Origin of the sequence: Enemella dayhoffiae, assembly GCF_002250625.1 — a bacterium.
GTDB lineage: Bacteria > Actinomycetota > Actinomycetes > Propionibacteriales > Propionibacteriaceae > Enemella > Enemella dayhoffiae.
In genome coordinates, this window is record NZ_NMVQ01000012.1 from 271,535 (window position 1) to 288,027 (window position 16,493).

The following is a 16,493-nucleotide window of genomic DNA, read 5'->3' on the forward strand; positions in this document are numbered from 1 at the left end:
GGCCGATCCTAGGACCGTCCGGGCAGCAGCACCCGCGGGCCACGATCGAGGACCAGGAAGCCGATCATCGCCAGCAGCAGCAGGGCTCCCAGCATCGGCAGCACCGCGTGCAGCACGGTCGGGGCCGGTGCCGGTGCGCCGACCGCGAACCGCTGGAGCGACCCACCCACGGCGGCCCAGCCGGCGTACGCCAGGCCGAGCCCGGCCAGCCAGCCGGGCAGACCGCGCCCGGATTTCCGAGTGGGGGAAGGGGTTTCGCGCCAACGGCGAGCCGCCTGGAGGGCGCCGACCCCGACCAGCAGAGCCCAGCCGTGGCGACCCAGTGACACCGATCCGGCCAGACAGGTCGCGACGCCGACCATCCCCACCGCGAGGACTCCCTCACCGATCCGGTGCAGGCCGACCGCCGCGCCGAGTCCCAGCAGGGCCACCAGCAGCCCGATCAGGTGACCCGACCACGCCAGTTCCCCCCACGCCAGCTCCCCTGCCCGGGCGGCGACTCGGGGCCGCAGCGCAACCCCCAGAGCGCTGAACGCAACCGTCGCGATGCCGCCGACGAGTGCCACCCGCCACCGGGCGGTGAATGCGGCGTACCCGAGGAAGAGCAGGTTGATCGGGTGGATGCTCACGGCGAGACCGGTGGCCACCCCGCGCGGCAGCCAGCGCCGCTCCCCCACTGCGCGCGGCAGCAGGTCGCCCACCACCAGGGCGAGCAGCAGGGTGCCGAGCTGGCCGGCGCCGAGAACGACCCGGAACGGTTCGGCCACCACCAGCAGTCCCGCGCTGAGCAGCCCCAGCGGCAGGCCGCGGCGCACCCCCGCACGAGCCAGCACCAGCCGCTGCGCCAGGGCCGTCAGCAGCGCCCAGACCGGCCGCGCCAACCACGTCGGCAGCAGCGAGAGCGGTGCGCGCAACAGCCACTCCACCGGCGTCGCCCGCTCCGCCGTGGCGACGGGCCAGGGATCCCCGCCCGCGAGGCGCAGGAGCAGCAGCCCCACGACCACTGCCGGCGCGATCTCCAGCAGCCAGCGCCGCATCCGCTCCGGACGTCCCAGCGCGGCGGCGGCCCGTTCCGCCTCGCTGAGGCGGTTCACAGGACCCGGTTCTCCAGGTTTTCACCGGCCGCCCAGTGCCGCAGCTGGCGCCCGATCAGGGCGTTGGCGCGGGGCTCGAAGGCGGTCGACGGTCCGCCGGTGTGCGGCGCGATCAGTACGCCGGGACTGCGCCACAGCGGATGGTCGGCCGGCAGCGGCTCGGGGTCGGTCACGTCAAGGGCCGCACGGAGCCGGCCACTGCTGGTCTCGGCGACCAACGCCTCGGTGTCGACGATCGGGCCGCGGGCGACGTTGACCACCAGGGCCCCGTCGGGCAACAGGGCCAGCCGGCGGGCGTCGAGCAACCCGCGGGTGGCGTCGTTGAGCGGGCAGATCACGAACACCACATCGGTTTCCGGCAACAGCTCGTCGAGCTCGTCGATGCCGTGGATGTTGTCGCGGGCCCGGGAGGCGACCCGGGTGATCGACGCCGGCTCCATCGGCTCGAGCCGCCGTTCGATCGCCTTGCCGATCGAGCCGTAGCCGAGGATCAGCGCCCGCTGGTCGGCCAGCGAACGGCCCAGCGGACCACGGTCCCAGGTGCCGTCGGGCATGTTCCGGGCGTACACGTCGAGCTGACGGCCCTGCGCCAGCGCCAACCCGATGGCCAGTTCGGCGGTCGAGGTGTCGTGCACTCCGGCGGCGTTGCACAGCGCGACCCCGTCCGGGATCAGCTCCGGGACGCCGTCGTAGCCGGCCATGTTGAGCTGCACCACCTCGAGGGAGGTCATCTCCTTGGCCCGGCTCAGCCCCTTGTTGCCGGTGAGATAGGGAACCACCAGAAAGCCCACCTCGGCGATGGAGTCGGGCCACGGGTCGTCGGGGTCGACGAACGGCGCGAAACCGACCCCGTCGGGGAGGCCGCCGAGGGCCGCCTCGGCCTCCTCCCGGGTCTGGAACGGCAACCAGGCGAGTCGCTGCTTCGGATCAGGCATGAGCACCTCCGGTGTGGCGGCTGGGAAGGGTTGTGGTGGCAGGGATTCGGACGGCGAAGCCGGCCTCGGCGAGCTCGTGCTTGACCTCGGCGACGCTGACCGTGCCGAAGTGGAAGACGCTGGCCGCGAGCACCGCGTCGGCCCCGGCGCGGGCGGCGTCCACGAAGTGGGCAGCGGTGCCGGCGCCCCCGGAGGCGATCACCGGGACGTCGACGACGCGGCGTACCGCCTCGATCATGGCGAGGTCGAAGCCGGCGTTGGTGCCGTCGGCGTCCATCGAGTTGAGCAGGATCTCCCCGGCACCCAGGTCCACCGCCTGCCGCGCCCACTCCAGCGCGTCCAACCCGGCGGAGGTGCGGCCGCCGTGGGTGGTCACGCCGAAGCCCGAGGGCTGCCCGGACTCGCGGCGGGCGTCGACCGACAGCACCAGCACCTGGTTGCCGAAGCGGCGGGTGATCTCGGCGATCAGCTCAGGCCGGCGAATGGCGGCAGTGTTCACCCCGACCTTGTCGGCCCCGTGCCGGAGCAGGTCGTCGACGTCTTCCACCGAGGCGATTCCACCCCCCACGGTGAGCGGGATGAACACGGTCTCGGCGGTGCGAGCCACCACCTCGCGGGTGGTCGCGCGTCCCTCGTGGGAGGCCGAGATGTCGAGGAAGGTCAGCTCGTCGATGCCCGCCGCGTCGTAGGCCAGCCCCAGCTCGACGGGGTCCCCGGCGTCGCGCAGGTTGGTGAAGTTGACGCCCTTCACCACGCGCCCGTCGTGGACGTCGAGGCAGGCGATGATGCGTACGGCCAGGCTCATGCCCCCATCTTGCCCGACCGCCGACCCCGCACCGATCGTCTGGACGGGTCATCCAGCGAGACGGTCACGGCAGCGACGCGACTCCGCAACAATCGGATCGTAGATTGTTGACAACATTGGTGCATGCGGATGCAATACCAGCGCAACGGACCGCCCTTGAGCGGCCATCTGGGAGGAACCTCTATGGCTCGTACGCTCAAGCGGGCCTTTGCCGCCCTGCTCATCGTTCTCACGCTGCTCGCCGCCAGCGCCTGCGGTTCGGGCAAGTCGAACAACACCGGTGCCGGACCCGGCAAGAAGATCGTGGTGGCGACCTCGAACGATGCTCCGTTCTCCTAACAAGGACCCCAGCGGCCAGCTGACCGGCCTGGACGGGGAGATGATGCAGTGGATCGCGAAGAAGAACGGGTGGACGATCGAGATCGTGGGGACCGACTTCGCCACCTTGATCCAGACCGTCAAGACCAAGAAGGCCGACATCGTGGTGGATGCGATGTACATCACCGACGAGCGCAATCAGCAGGTCAGCTTCACCGACGAGTGGTACACCGAGGGTGAGGGCATCGTGGTGCCCGTCGACTCCACCATCAAGTCCCGCGAGGACGTCAAGGGCAAGGTGATCGGCGCCCAGACCGGCACCTTCTATGCCAAGCAGGCGGCCAACTGGGGCGGCAAGGAGATCAAGTACTTCGACTCCCAGGCGGCCCTGTTGAAGGCGGTGGAGAACCGTCAGGTGGAGGTGATCGTCACCGACTCGATCGTTGCGGCGTACAGCCTGAAGCAGAATCCGAACGACAAGATCAAGCTCGTCTCCCCCTACACCCCCGAGGAGATCGGCCACATCGGCGCGGCGGTCCGACCCGAGGACGGCGAGCTGCTGCAGCAGATGAACGACGGGCTCAAGGCGCTCAAGGCGTCGCCGGACTATGCCACCATCATGAAGAAATACGGCGTGCCCGAGACCAACTACGCGAAGTGACCCGAGCGGGATGGACTTCCTGCAGAAGGTACTGAGCTTCCTGCCCCAGCTGATCGGGGCAGCACCCGTGGTGATCCAGCTGAGCCTCGGGGCCATGGCGCTCGCCCTGGTTCTGGGGCTGCTGATCGCCCTGGCCCGGATCTCGAGATTCCGTGTGCTGCAGGTGATCGCGCTGATCTATGTCGAGATCCTGCGCGGCACCCCGCTGCTGGTCCAGCTGGTGTACATCTTCTTCGTGCTGCCCGCCATCGGGATCGACATCCAGCCGTTGCCGGCCGGCATCCTGGGCCTGGGGCTGAACTACGCGGCGTACCTGTCGGAGGTGTTCCGGTCCTCGATCCTGTCGGTCGAGCACGGCCAGACCGAGGCCGCGCTGTCGCTGGGATACACGCCCACCAAGGCGTTGTGGCGGGTCGTGTTGCCCCAGTCGATGGTGGTCTCGCTCGGCCCGATCGGCAACTACTTCATCGCCATGGTCAAGGACACCGCGCTCACCTCGGTGATCGCGGTGACCGAGATCCTCAAGCAGGCCAACATCATCAACTCCGAGACGTTCGAGACCACCGCGGTCTACACCGCGGCGGCGCTGCTCTATCTCGCGATCAGCCTCCCCCTGTCGCGGATCGTGCACGGCATCGAAAGGACGGCGAGGTCCCGTGGCTGACCCGAACCCCAACCCGGGCTCCCCCACCGACGGCCAGCAGCAGGTCGTGGTGGACGTGCGGGGGGTGCACAAGACCTTCGTGATCGACAAGCGTCCGACGCTGTTCCAACGGATGCGCGGACAGCGCCGGGAGGTGACCCGGATCGAGGTGCTCAAGGGAGTGGACCTCTCGGTACGCCGCGGCGAGACCGTGGTGATCCTCGGCTCGTCCGGTTCCGGCAAGTCGACGCTGCTGCGCTGCGTGAACAAGTTGGAGACGATCGAGGAGGGCACCATCCTGGTCAACGGCCACCAGGTCGGTTATCAGGAGCGCGGCGGTCGACGGGTGGCCGAGCCCGAAGGGGTGACCGCACGGAAGCGGACCGAGATCGGTTTCGTGTTCCAGCACTTCAACCTGTTCCTGAACCACACGGCCCTGGGCAACGTGACCAAGCCGCTGGTGGAGATCCGCGGTCTTGGCAAGGCGGAGGCCGAGAAGGTGGCGATGGAGCACCTCAGCCTGGTGGGCATGGCGGACCGGAAGGACAACTATCCGTCGCGGCTCTCGGGTGGGCAGAAGCAGCGGGTCGCCATCGCCCGCGCGCTGGCCATGCAGCCGTCGGTGATGCTGTTCGACGAACCCACCTCGGCCCTCGACCCGGAGCTGGTCGGTGAGGTGCTGTCGGTGATCAAGAAGATCGCCGCCGGCGGGACCACGATGATGATCGTCACCCACGAGATGCATTTCGCCCGCGAGATCGCCGATCGCGTGGTGGTGATGGACAACGGTCAGATCGTCGAGTCCGGCCCACCGGAGCAGGTTTTCACCAACCCGCAGAACCCGAAGACGATCGCGCTGCTCAAGCGGGAGGCGAACCGGGGCTGATTGCGCCGCCGTCGTGGGGCCTAGGGTGGGGTCCATGACCGAGGTTGACCCCGCCTTCACCGCGCTCGGATTGCGGGCGCTCGCCGACGCCGCGCTGGATCGGGCGTCCACCCTGGGCGCCGGACATGTCGAGGTGCGGATCGAACGGTTGCGCAGCGACCACCGCAGCTATCGCGATGCGACCCTGGAGTCGGCCAGCGAGACCGAATCGCTGGGCATCGGCGTACGCCTGCTGTGGCAGGGAGTCTGGGGGTTCGCCTCCGGGATCACACTGACCACCGACGCGACCGCCGCGGTGGCCGAACAGGCGGTCCAGGTGGCGCGGGTGTGCGCGGCGGTTGGCGGGCCGCCGGTGGAGCTGGCCGACGAACCGGTGCACCGCGGCAGCTGGGTGTCGGCGTACCGGATCGACCCGTTTTCCGTTGCGGCGGCCGAACGGGACGCGCGCATGGTCGAGCTGTCGCGGCGGATGCTGTGCGGCACCGGGGTGAGCCACGTCATCGGCAGCGCTGAATTCGTGCTGGAGAACAAGTTCTTCGCCGACTCCCGCGGCACCGAGACCACCCAGCAACGCGTGCGGGTGCACCCGGTGCTGACCGGGATCACCGTCGGTGAGGGCGGCTTCTCCTCGATGCGTACGCTGGCCCCGCCGGCCGGGCGCGGCTGGGAATACTTCACCGGGGACGGGTGGGACCTCGACGCCGAGGTGGCCGAGCTGCCAGAGCTGCTCGCCGCCCACGCGGCGGCCCCGTCGGTGGAGCCGGGGCGCTATGACCTGGTGATCGAACCGAGCAACCTGTGGCTGACCATCCACGAGTCGATCGCGCACGGCACGGAGCTGGATCGCGCCCTCGGCTATGAGGCGGCGTACGCCGGAACGTCTTTTGCCACCGTTGATCGGCTCGGATCGCTGCAGTATGGGTCACCGCTGCTGCAGGTGACCGGGGACCGGCTGACCGAGCACGGGCTGGCCAGCGTCGGCTGGGACGACGAGGGGGTGGCCGCGCAGGAGTTCGACATCATCCGCGACGGGGTGCTGGTCGGCTATCAGCTGAACCGGCAGATGGCCGCCGAGCGGGGGCTCGGGCGGTCGAACGGTTGCGCGTTCGCCGACTCCCCCGGCCACGTCCCGCTGCAACGGATGCCGAACGTGTCGGTGCGTCCCGATCCGGACGGCCCCGACGTGGCGGGACTGGTGTCGCAGGTGGAGCGCGGAATCCTCGTCCAGGGAGACAACTCCTGGTCGATCGACATGCAGCGCTACAACTTCCAGTTCACCGGCCAGCGGTTCTTCCGGATCGAGAACGGACAACTGGCGGGCCAGCTGCGCGACGTCGCCTACCAGGCCACCACCACCGACTTCTGGGGATCCCTTGCCGCGGTGGGAAATCCGGACACCTGGCTGCTCGCCGGTGCGATGAACTGCGGCAAGGGGCAACCCGGGCAGGTGGCGCCGGTGTCGCACGGCGCTCCCGCCTGCCTGTTCCGCGACGTCAACGTGCTGAACACCACCAGCGAAGGGGGTGCGCTGTGACCGAAAGGGTGGCAGTGGCGGAATGGATCGAGCAGGCGCTCGCGGCCTGCGTTGCCGCGGACTGCACGATCATCGTCGATGAGACCCACGGGTCCGACCTGCGGTGGGCGAACAACGCAATCACCAGCAACGGCCAGCACCACGACCGATCCGCCACGGCCATCGTGTTCGACGGGGCGCGGACCGCCAGCGTCAGCGGACCTATCGCCGGATCCGCCGACCTGCAGGCGTTGGTGGGCCGGGCCGAGTCCGCGCTGGAAACCGCCGAGGATGCGCCGGACGCGATGCCGCTGCTGGCCGGTGGCGTGGACCCCGACTTCACCCGGGCAGCCGAACCGGCCGGATTCGTCGTGCTGGAAGGGGTTGCGGCGGCGCTGGGGCGAGCGTTCGAGTCGACCAGGGGTGAGCACCTGCTGTTCGGATTCGCCGAGCACGGGTTGACCACCACCTGGCTGGCCTCCAGCACCGGCACCCGTCGGCGCCACGTGCAACCGGTCGGCCGGATCGAGCTGAACGCCAAACTGCCCGATCTGATCGCCTCGGCCTGGGTGGGGGCGGCGACGACCGATTTCACCGATGTGGAGCTGGCGCAGCTGCACGACCAGGTGTGCCAGCGGCTGGAGTGGTCGAGGAACCGGGTCGATCTGCCCGCCGGGCGCTACGAGACCCTGCTGCCGCCGTCGGCCGTGGCGGACCTGTTGATCTATGCGTACTGGTCGATGTCGGCCCGCGACGCCGCCGAGGGGCGCACCGCCTTCGCTCGAACCGGCGCGGTCGGTGAGACCCGGATCGGTGACCGGCTGTCGGAACTTGCGCTCACCCTTAGCAGCGATCCGGAAGCGCCGGGGATGGAGCGGGCTCGGTTCGTGGTGGCGCGCTCCTCCGCCGGTGGTGAGCAGTCGGTGTTCGACAACGGCGCCGAGGTGTCCCGCACCGACTGGATCACCGACGGGGTGCTGACCGAGCTGGTGCGCACCCGCCGGGTGGCCGAGGAGCAGTGCCTGCTCCCGCGACCTGCCACCTGGAACCTGATCCTGGACGGCGACGGAGAGCGCTCCCTGGCGGAGATGATCGCGCACACCGAACGCGGGCTGCTGCTCACCTGCCTGTGGTACATCCGCGAGGTCGATCCGGAAACGCTGCTGCTGACCGGGTTGACCCGCGACGGGGTCTATCTGGTGGAGAACGGTGAGGTGGTGGGCGCGGTGAACAACTTCCGGTTCAACGAGTCGCCCATCTCGTTGCTGGGCAGGATTTCCGAGGTCGGCCGCAGCGAGCAGACGCTCCCGCGGGAGTGGAACGACTGGATGACGATGACGATGATGCCGCCAGTGCGCGTGCCTGACTTCAACATGTCCACCGTGTCGCAGGCCCACTGACCCCCACGCTGGCTCAGCCTGTCGAAAGCCACCCGTTCCTCGAGTAGCGTCCCCACCCGCAGCGCGGTCACACGTTCCTCGAGCAGCGGCCCCATGCGCAGCGAAGCGGAGCAACGGGGCCGCGTGTCAAGAGGAACATCCTGGCCTTGCTGAGTTCCCCTCGACACGAGCGGCATTGCTCCGCTCCGCTGCGCATGCCGCTCTACTCGGGGAACATACCAAGTACTCCGGGAACGTCAGTGTTTGAAGCCGGGGAGGTGGACGCTGTTGCGGGGGGCGACCAGGCCACCGATCAGGGTGATCAGCGCGATGATCCCGAGCAGCACCGCCGCCGGCCACCACTGCTTGCCCGCCGCGGCCACCCAGGCCGTGGCCAGCATCGGCACGAAACCGGACAGCACACCGGCGAAGTTCTGCGACATCGCACACCCGGAATAGCGGGTCGAACCCGGGAACAGGCCGGTCATCACCGTGCCGGAGGCGGCGTACGGAAAACTCAGCGCGGCCACCGCGATCGTCATCCCGAGCACCACCAGCACCGGCTGCTTGGAGACGATCATCAGGAAGCACGGTACGGCCAGCACGATCGAGGCGACCGCACCCCAGATGACCACCTTGCTGGCACCGAACCGTTCGCCCAGCCGGCCACCGGCGACCAGCACCCCGATCTCCACCACCGCCGCGACGATGGTGCCCAGCAACAACAGCGTCGCCGGCATGCCCAGCGTCGTCGTCCCATAGGACACCACGAAGGTGGTGACCAGATAGAACCCGCCGACCCCGAGGAAGGCCACCGCCGAGCCGATCAGGATCTGCAGCCCCGACTGCTTGAGCACCGCGGTCAGCGGCGACTTCTCCAGCCCGCCCTGCTCCTCCAGTTCACGGAAGACCGGGGACTCCTCCAGCTTGGCACGAATCCACAGCGCCACCAGCAACAGTGGAATCGCCACCAGGAAAGGAATCCGCCAGCCCCAGTCGGCGAAGTTCTGCGGTCCCATCAGATAGGACACCAGGAAGAAGCCGCCCGAGGACAGGATGGTGCCGATCGGCGAGCCGATCTGCGGCATCGCCGCATAGCGGGCCCGCTTGGCCAGCGGCGCGTTCTCCACGGCGATGGTCATCGCGCCCGACCACTCACCGCCGACGAACAGGCCCTGCAGCACGCGCAGCACCAGCAACGCCGCCGGCGCCCAGACGCCGATGGACGCGTGGTTCGGCAACATGCCGATGATGCCGGTGAAGATGCCGATGCCGACGATCGTGGTGAGCAGCACCGTGCGCCGACCGATCCGGTCGCCCAGCCAACCGAAGATCAACCCGCCGATCGGGCGGGCCGCGAAACCCACGCCGAGGGTGGCGAACGAGGCCATGGTGGCCGCGGCGTCGCCGCCGGTGAAGTACTGCTTGTTGAAGATCAGCGCGGCAGCGGTGTTGAACAGGAAGAAGTCGTACCACTCCATCGCCGTGCCGACCAGGGCGCCCCAGGTGACCTTCCGCGCCTCGCGCTCGGACAGCTGCCGTGTCGCGCCGGCCTCCAGATTGCCGCCGACCTCGCGTACGTCACCCATGGGAAACCTTCCGGTGTGCTGGACAGGTCACGACAGTCAAGCCCTGATCGGGCGGCGTGGCAAGCACCGGCCCCGCCCGCCGAGACCAGAACTCGCTCATTCTCCGGTGGTGTCGGCGACGAAGGCGACCACCCCGCGGCGCATCGCGTCGGTCGCCTGGCGGCAGGTACGCCGCAGCTGTGCCGCGGCCTCGCTCCGCTGCTCCAGCGAACGCGCCGCCTCGCCGATCTGATCGGTGAAGTCGATCACCTGGCGTACCCATCGGACGAAGTCGCCGGCGGTCATCCCGGACTCCCCCAGCACCGTCGACAGCGGCCGCCCAGACGCCCAGGCGAACGCCGCCTGCGCGAACCCGATCTCCAGGTCGGGTCCACGCTCCACCCGGAAATCCCGTTCCAGCAGGGAGATCTCGCGGTGCACTTGGCGGAGCTGGGTCATCCGGGACTCGGTCTCGGCGTCCGGCATGCGCGGCGGACGGGTGCGGCTGTCGGTGCGCCGTGCCTCGAACACCAGGGTGGACAGCACGGCCGCCAGCTGCGGCGCGGACAGCCCGTCGAACACCCCGCGCCGGACCGCCTCGGTGGCGACCAGGTCGAGCTCGTTGTAGATCCGCGCCAGCATCCGGCCGTCGTCGGTCACCCGCAACGGGTTCCCGTCGAGATAGTGCAACGACTGCAGCACCTGGCAGATCCGGTCGAAATGGGTGGCGATGGTGTTGGTGCGCCGCTTCATCCGGGCCTCCACCTCGGCGTCCTCCCGCTCCAACCGCAGCGCCTTCTCCGCCCAGCGGGCGTGCTGCTCCCGATCCGGGCAGCCGTGGCAGGGGTGCCGTTGCAACTCCGCCCGCAGCTCGGCGACCCGGTCGGCGACCTCGGCGTCCATCGCGCCCGGCCGCCACCGGCTCGGTGAGCGGTCGATCTCGTTCAGCCGGGCCAGGAACGCGGCGTGCAGGGACCGTCTGGAGTGCGGCTCCTTGACGTGGAACTTCTTCGGGATCCGCATCCGACCGACCGGACGGGCCGGGGTCGGGAAATCGTTCAGGGTCAGCCGTTTGGTCTGCCGGTCCTCCCCCATCACCAACGGATGCGGCTCCTCCCGGTGACTGCGTACGCCGGGGTCGATCACCACCGCCCAGCCCTGCAACCGTCCGCTGGGCACGTGGATGATGTCCCCGGGTTGCAGCTGGAGCAGCGATTCGTACGCCTCGGCCCGCTTGTCGGCCTTGCGTTCCCGGGCGGCCTCGGCCTCCAGCCGGGAGATCTCCTCCCGGATCCGCGCATAGTCGGCGAAATCACCACGATCGCAGGCCGAGCGTTCCAGGTACTCTGCGATGGCCGAGCTGTTCCGCTGCAGCGTGCGCGCCAGCCCGACCACCGAACGGTCCGACTGGTACTGCGCGAAACTCTGCTCCAGCAGGGTTCTGGCCCGTTCCTGACCCACCGCACCGACCAGGTTGACCGCCATGTTGTAGGTCGGCGCGAACGACGAGCGCAGCGGATAGGTGCGCTTGGAGGCCAGCCCGGCAACCTGACGCGGGTCCATCCCCGGCTGCCACAGCACCACGGCATGACCTTCGACGTCGATCCCGCGCCGGCCGGCCCGGCCGGTCAGCTGGGTGTATTCACCGGGGGTGATGTCGACGTGCGCCTCGCCGTTGTATTTGATCAGCTTCTCCAGCACCACCGAGCGCGCCGGCATGTTGATGCCGAGCGCAAGGGTCTCGGTGGCGAAGACGACCTTGGTCAGGTTGCGGACGAAGCACTCCTCGACGCACTCCTTGAACGCGGGCAGCATGCCGGCGTGGTGGGCGGCGACCCCCATCAGCAGCGCGTCCAGGAAATCGTTGTAGCCAAGGGCGTTCAGGTCGCAGACGCTGAGCCCTTCGGTGTGCCTGGCCGCGATCGCCTCGATCTCCGCGCGCTCATCGGCGGTGGTCAGGCGTACCCCGGCACCGACCACCTGACCGACCGCGGCGTCGCAGCCGACCCGGGAGAAGATGAACACGATCGCCGGCAGCAGCCCGGCCCGCTCCAGCGATTCGACCATCTGCGCGCGGCTCGGTGGGCGATAGCGGGAGCGCTCCCGCTGCTCGCGGGCGGCCGCTCCCCCGTAGGCGCCGGAGCCGTGCCCGTGCGCGCGTTTCCCGCGGCCGGATCGTCCGCGCGGGCGGCGCGAGTCGTCGCGCACCGTGCGGGACTCCTCCTTGGCGATCTTCACCAGGGAAGGGTTCACGTCGTGCCGGGCGGCCACCGGTTTGTCCCCGGTGACGGCCGTCGGCGCCTCATCGGCGAACAGGTCGAACAGCTTCCGACCGACCAGCACGTGCTGATAGAGCGGCACCGGGCGGCGCTCGGAGACCACGATCTCGATCGCCCCGCGAACCTCGCGCAGCCAGTCGCCGAACTCCTCGGCGTTGGACACCGTCGCCGACAGCGCGACCAGCACCACCGATTCGGCCAGACCGATGATCACCTCCTCCCAGACCGCCCCGCGGAACCGGTCGGCGAGATAGTGCACCTCGTCCATCACCACATAGCCGAGGTTGTCCAGGGTCGACGAACGCGCATAGATCATGTTGCGCAGCACCTCGGTGGTCATCACCACGATCGGCGCCTCGGAGTTGATCGACGAGTCCCCGGTGAGCAGACCGACCTGATCGGCGCCGTAACGGCGGACCAGATCGTTGTACTTCTGGTTGGACAGCGCCTTGATCGGGGTGGTGTAGAACGCCTTGCGGCCGGTCTGCACGGCCATGAACACCGCGAACTCCCCGGCGATCGTCTTGCCAGCGCCGGTGGGTGCGGCGACGAGTACGCCGGAGCCGGCCTCGATGTGCGCGCAGGCGGTGCGCTGGAAGTCGTCGAACGCGAACCCGTAGACGGCGGCGAACTCGTTCAGCAGCGGGGTGCGCTGATTGCGCCGGAACCGTGCCATCCGCTCGCTTGGGCTGAGCTCGGCGTCGGGGTCGTCGGCGGGGCGTACCGGATCGGAGATCGCGGCACCGGGCTCGCGGTGTGGATCGGTCATGGTGCCTCCACGCTAGCGCGTGGGCGAGACTCCCGAGGGCTCAACCGGGCCGTGCTGTCGCCGCGTCACGATCACCGCGGCGGCGCACAACAGCACCATCAGCACCGCCAGCAGCACCAGCCCGCTGCCGAAGCTGCCGGTGACCGCGTACAACCAGCCCAGCAGCACCGGGCCGGCCGCGGCGTACAGGTAGCCACCACCCTGGGCGATCGCCGAGGTGGCCGGCACGTCGGCGGGATTGGGCTGGTGGGCGATGAAGGTGAGCGCCACCGGCAGCAGCACACCCTGGCAGAGCCCGCAGAGCAGGGCCCCGATCACGACCGGCGCGATCGTCCCACCGAGCAGGAACAGGATCCCGGCCAGATAGACCACACAGATCGCGATCAGGTTGCGCACCCCGCGCCGGTGCCCGACGAACCAGCCGACCACCAGCGACCCGGGCAGGCCGAGGATCGAATAGGCCGACAGCAGCAGTCCGGCGGTCTGTTCGCCGATCCCGGAGCGCTGGAAGATGCTCGGAAGCCAGGTGAGCAGGGTATAGAAGGTGAGCGACTGGGAGCCCATCACGAAGGTGATCAGCCACACCGAGGGCCGCCGCAGCACGTTGCCGAGACCGGTCGGGGTGGCCGGCACGTGGCCGTGACTGCCGGCCTCTCGGCGTACCCGCAGGCTGACCAGGGTCCACAGCAGCAACCCGGCCAGCACCGGCCAGACCCACACCCCGATCGCGGTCGGCCAGGACACGCCGGCACCGATCAGGTTGGCGGTGGTGAACGGCCCACCGGATCCGCTGACCTGCAGCATCACCGAATAGAGCCCCATCACCAGCGGCAGCCGGTGGGCGAACCAGACCCGGGCCAGGGCGGGCACGATCACGTTGCCCAGTGCGATGCCGAGCCCGATCAGCAGGGTGCCGCCGAAGAAGGCGGGGATGTTCACCCACCAGCGCAGCAGGCCGCCCAGCAGGATCAGCAGGGCCGCGGCCCACAGGGTCGGCTCGAGCCCGAACTTCGCAGCCAGCACCGGGGTGAGGAAGGCGAAGACGCCGAAGCAGAGCAGCGGCAGCGTGGACACCAGGCCGGCCTGGGTCGGGGTGAGGTGCAGGGTGTCGGAGACCTGATGCAGCACTGGTGGGACGCCGGTGATCGGGGCGCGCAGCAGCAGGGCCACCACGAGCAGCCCGATCAGCACCCAGCCCGACGTGCGACTGGCGATGAGCCGGGTTCGTCCGGGCGAGGTCACCGGCCCAGCTCGCGGCGGTTCCGCTGGACCGAGCGGCGGGTCATCCAGGTGGCCAGCACCCCGAAACCGACACCCATCATCGGCCACACCGGCCAGTAGTGGAGCATCTCACCGGTGCTGATCGAGGTGATCAGCCAGATCACGTTGGTCACGATCGCCACGAACACCCAGCTCGCCCCCACCGACATCCACGCGTTGTCGAGTCCGGTGCGCCGGGCGGGTTCGGCGGTGGGCTGCTCGGTGCGGGCGCCTCCGGGTCCGACGCTGAGATCTCCGACCAGCGGCACCAGCTCGCTCATTCGGGTTGTCGCACTGGCCCGGTCCAGTCGCGAGAGATATTCGTCGTGGTCGAGTTGGCCGTCGGCGTACGCCTCAGCGAGGACCTCGCGCGCCACGTCCCGATCCCGATCCGCGGCGCGCAACTCGTCGCTGTTGCGCGGGTCCACCCGGAATCGCGACCAAGCAGCACCGAGGCGTTCCGGCAGGGGGTTGAGATCGGTCACCACACCAGTGTCGCAGGAATCGCTCAGCCCGCGGGAGGCGTCCCGAAGACCGTGAGCGAGCTGGGCTCGACGCTGATCCGCAGCGGGGTGGGGCCGAGCTCCTCGCCGTCGCCCATGCCGAAGAGGCCGTCGCCGTCGACCTCGACCACGCGGGCGCGGAAGCGCTCGACGGCAGGGTCGCGCACGAAGCTGCCGCTGAACATGGCCGGCAGCAGCCGCAGCAGGGTGGCCCGGCTGACCGGGTGGATCACGGTCACATCCAGCAACCCGTCGGTGACGTCGGCGTCGGGGCAGATCTTCATCCCGCCGCCGAAATAGGCGCCGTTGCCGACGGCGATGAACATGGCCGGCTGGGTCCGCTGTCGGCCGTCGATCCGCAACCGATAGGTGAGCGGTTCGAACACGGCCAGCTCGGCCAGGGCGGAGGCGGCGTACCGGAGGTTGCCGATCGGCAGTCGCATCCGGTTGGCGCGCCGGTTCACCCGGGAGTCATAGCCGGTGGCGACCACGGTGCCGATGTGGCGTACCTCCGCCCCCTCGACCAGGTCACCCTCGACCCGCAGGGTGTCGACCCGACGGGTCTGCCCGCCGATCACCCAGTGCGCGGCCTGGACCGGGTTGAACACGCGGATCCCGAGCCCGCGGCACATGTCGTTGCCGGTACCGGCGGGGATCAGCCCGAGCGGCACCTCGGTGCCGGCGCAGGCGTTCACGCCCAGGGTCATCATCCCGTCGCCACCCATCACCAGCAGCGCATCCGCCGGTACGCCGTCGTGCGCGGGCCGCGCGGCGGCCGCCGCCGCGATGGTCCGCTGCCGGGCCTCGGCGAAGTTGGTGGTCTGGTGCACCCGCAGGGTGGCTCCCGGACGTCCCTGGAGCAGTTCCCGGCAGACCTGCGGCAGCAACTTGGCGGCCCTGCCGCGTCCGGCGGTGGGGTTGACCACGAGGGTCAGCGTCGAACCGTCATAGCGCGTCAGGCCTGCCATGGTGGTGAGCCTATTGGTTCGGCGGCGTCGCTGCTGAATGGGTGCAGGTGCTCAGTCGGCGTCTGTACCGGAGGAGGTGGCCACGACATCGCCCTTGCGGCGCCGGGCGCGGTCCTGTGCCCGGCAGATCAGCTCGGCGATCAGATAGAGCACCATCATCGGGATGGCCAGGGCGAGCATCGAGAACGGGTCGGTGCTCGGCGTGGCGACCGCGCCGAAGACGAAGCAGCCGAAGATGGCGTACTGCCGGACCTTGCCCAGCTGGGCCCCGGTGATCACCCCGGCCATGTTCAGCACCACCAGCACCAACGGGAGCAGGAAGGCGATCCCGAAGACCAGCATCAGCCGGATCAGGAAGGTGAGGAAGTACTGGATGTCGAGCATGTTGGTCACCGGCACGCTGCCCGGGGTGAAGCTCAACATCACCGAGATGCCCTTGGGCAGCACCCAGTAGCCGATGGCCACGCCCGAGAGGAAGAGCGGGGTCGACGCGCCGACGAAGATGATCGCCCACTTCTTCTCCTTGGCCAGCAGACCCGGGGCGATGAACGCCCAGAGCTGATAGAGCCAAAAGGGCGCGGTGAGGACGAGACCGGCGATGCCGACGATCTTCATTGCCAGGGTCATCGGGGCGGCGACGCCGATGTTGACCACCTCGGTCGTCGCATCCGGACGGACCGACTTCAGGTCCTCGACCGCGAGTTGATAGGGGTGCAGCAGGACCTCGTAGAGCTGTTGGTAGAAGAAGGCGCAGATCGTCACGCCGAGGATGATCCACACCGCCGCCACCACCAGCCGGTAGCGCAGTTCGCGCAGGTGCTCGAACAGCGACATGTTCCCGTCGGGGGGGACGGGTGGGGGTTTCAGCCAGGCGAAGCTGAGTCGCCGGCCGGCGATGGTGAGCGCCACCGA

General features: G+C 69.3%; 15 protein-coding genes. 6 read left to right on the forward strand and 9 right to left on the reverse strand.

Going from position 1 to position 16,493, the window contains the following annotated elements:
- Positions 1 to 8: 8 nt before the first annotated feature.
- The 3 genes from CGZ93_RS09260 to hisF are packed head-to-tail and all read right to left on the reverse strand — an operon-like array spanning position 9 to position 2,834.
- Positions 9 to 1,094, reverse strand: a complete 1,086-nt coding sequence (locus tag CGZ93_RS09260; protein ID WP_094363826.1) for a glycosyltransferase family 87 protein — start codon at positions 1,092 to 1,094, stop codon at positions 9 to 11.
- Positions 1,091 to 2,029 (reverse strand): 2-hydroxyacid dehydrogenase, encoded by a 939-nt coding sequence (locus CGZ93_RS09265; RefSeq protein WP_094363827.1) that lies wholly within the window; start codon positions 2,027 to 2,029, stop codon positions 1,091 to 1,093. Before CGZ93_RS09265 ends, CGZ93_RS09260 begins: the two co-directional genes overlap by 4 nt.
- Positions 2,022 to 2,834: an imidazole glycerol phosphate synthase subunit HisF gene (hisF, locus tag CGZ93_RS09270; protein ID WP_094363828.1), complete on the reverse strand. Its 813-nt coding sequence runs from the start codon at positions 2,832 to 2,834 to the stop codon at positions 2,022 to 2,024. The genes CGZ93_RS09265 and hisF overlap by 8 nt, the downstream gene beginning before the upstream one ends.
- Positions 2,835 to 3,017: 183 nt before the next feature.
- Between hisF and CGZ93_RS18900 the strand changes: the two genes are divergently transcribed.
- The 6 genes from CGZ93_RS18900 to CGZ93_RS09295 all read left to right on the forward strand — a co-directional run bounded on the left by CGZ93_RS18900 (position 3,018) and on the right by CGZ93_RS09295 (position 8,255).
- Complete coding sequence (locus CGZ93_RS18900; protein WP_176451702.1) at positions 3,018 to 3,173, forward strand: hypothetical protein; 156 nt, start codon at positions 3,018 to 3,020, stop codon at positions 3,171 to 3,173.
- Positions 3,157 to 3,813 carry a substrate-binding periplasmic protein gene (locus CGZ93_RS09275; RefSeq protein ID WP_094363829.1) on the forward strand — a complete coding sequence of 219 codons (657 nt, stop codon included), beginning with the start codon at positions 3,157 to 3,159 and terminating at the stop codon, positions 3,811 to 3,813. Before CGZ93_RS18900 ends, CGZ93_RS09275 begins: the two co-directional genes overlap by 17 nt.
- A 10-nt stretch (positions 3,814 to 3,823) precedes the next feature.
- Positions 3,824 to 4,477, forward strand: a complete 654-nt coding sequence (locus tag CGZ93_RS09280; RefSeq protein ID WP_094363830.1) for an amino acid ABC transporter permease — start codon at positions 3,824 to 3,826, stop codon at positions 4,475 to 4,477.
- 112 nt (positions 4,478 to 4,589) lie between these two features.
- Positions 4,590 to 5,342, forward strand: a complete 753-nt coding sequence (locus tag CGZ93_RS09285) for an amino acid ABC transporter ATP-binding protein (protein ID WP_094363978.1) — start codon at positions 4,590 to 4,592, stop codon at positions 5,340 to 5,342.
- A gap of 34 nt (positions 5,343 to 5,376) precedes the next feature.
- Entirely contained in the window at positions 5,377 to 6,876 is a 1,500-nt protein-coding gene (locus tag CGZ93_RS09290; RefSeq protein ID WP_094363831.1) for a TldD/PmbA family protein, read from the forward strand.
- Positions 6,873 to 8,255 carry a metallopeptidase TldD-related protein gene (locus CGZ93_RS09295; RefSeq protein ID WP_094363832.1) on the forward strand — a complete coding sequence of 461 codons (1,383 nt, stop codon included), beginning with the start codon at positions 6,873 to 6,875 and terminating at the stop codon, positions 8,253 to 8,255. The genes CGZ93_RS09290 and CGZ93_RS09295 overlap by 4 nt, the downstream gene beginning before the upstream one ends.
- A 236-nt stretch (positions 8,256 to 8,491) precedes the next feature.
- Here CGZ93_RS09295 and CGZ93_RS09300 read toward each other — a convergent pair whose 3' ends face one another.
- The 6 genes from CGZ93_RS09300 to tatC all read right to left on the reverse strand — a co-directional run bounded on the left by CGZ93_RS09300 (position 8,492) and on the right by tatC (position 16,490).
- Positions 8,492 to 9,823, reverse strand: coding sequence for an MFS transporter (locus CGZ93_RS09300; protein ID WP_094363833.1), 1,332 nt, complete (start codon positions 9,821 to 9,823; stop codon positions 8,492 to 8,494).
- A 96-nt stretch (positions 9,824 to 9,919) separates the two neighbouring features.
- Positions 9,920 to 12,757: a DEAD/DEAH box helicase gene (locus CGZ93_RS09305; protein WP_094363979.1), complete on the reverse strand. Its 2,838-nt coding sequence runs from the start codon at positions 12,755 to 12,757 to the stop codon at positions 9,920 to 9,922.
- 105 nt (positions 12,758 to 12,862) lie between these two features.
- On the reverse strand, positions 12,863 to 14,092 hold the full coding sequence (locus CGZ93_RS09310; RefSeq protein WP_176451704.1) for an MFS transporter: 1,230 nt from the start codon (positions 14,090 to 14,092) through the stop codon (positions 12,863 to 12,865).
- Positions 14,089 to 14,595 carry a DUF1707 SHOCT-like domain-containing protein gene (locus CGZ93_RS09315; protein WP_176451705.1) on the reverse strand — a complete coding sequence of 169 codons (507 nt, stop codon included), beginning with the start codon at positions 14,593 to 14,595 and terminating at the stop codon, positions 14,089 to 14,091. The genes CGZ93_RS09310 and CGZ93_RS09315 overlap by 4 nt, the downstream gene beginning before the upstream one ends.
- A 23-nt stretch (positions 14,596 to 14,618) precedes the next feature.
- Complete coding sequence (locus tag CGZ93_RS09320) at positions 14,619 to 15,581, reverse strand: diacylglycerol/lipid kinase family protein (RefSeq protein WP_094363836.1); 963 nt, start codon at positions 15,579 to 15,581, stop codon at positions 14,619 to 14,621.
- Positions 15,582 to 15,632: 51 nt separating this feature from the next.
- Entirely contained in the window at positions 15,633 to 16,490 is an 858-nt protein-coding gene (gene tatC / locus CGZ93_RS09325) for a twin-arginine translocase subunit TatC (RefSeq protein ID WP_094363837.1), read from the reverse strand.
- Positions 16,491 to 16,493: the final 3 nt, after the last annotated feature.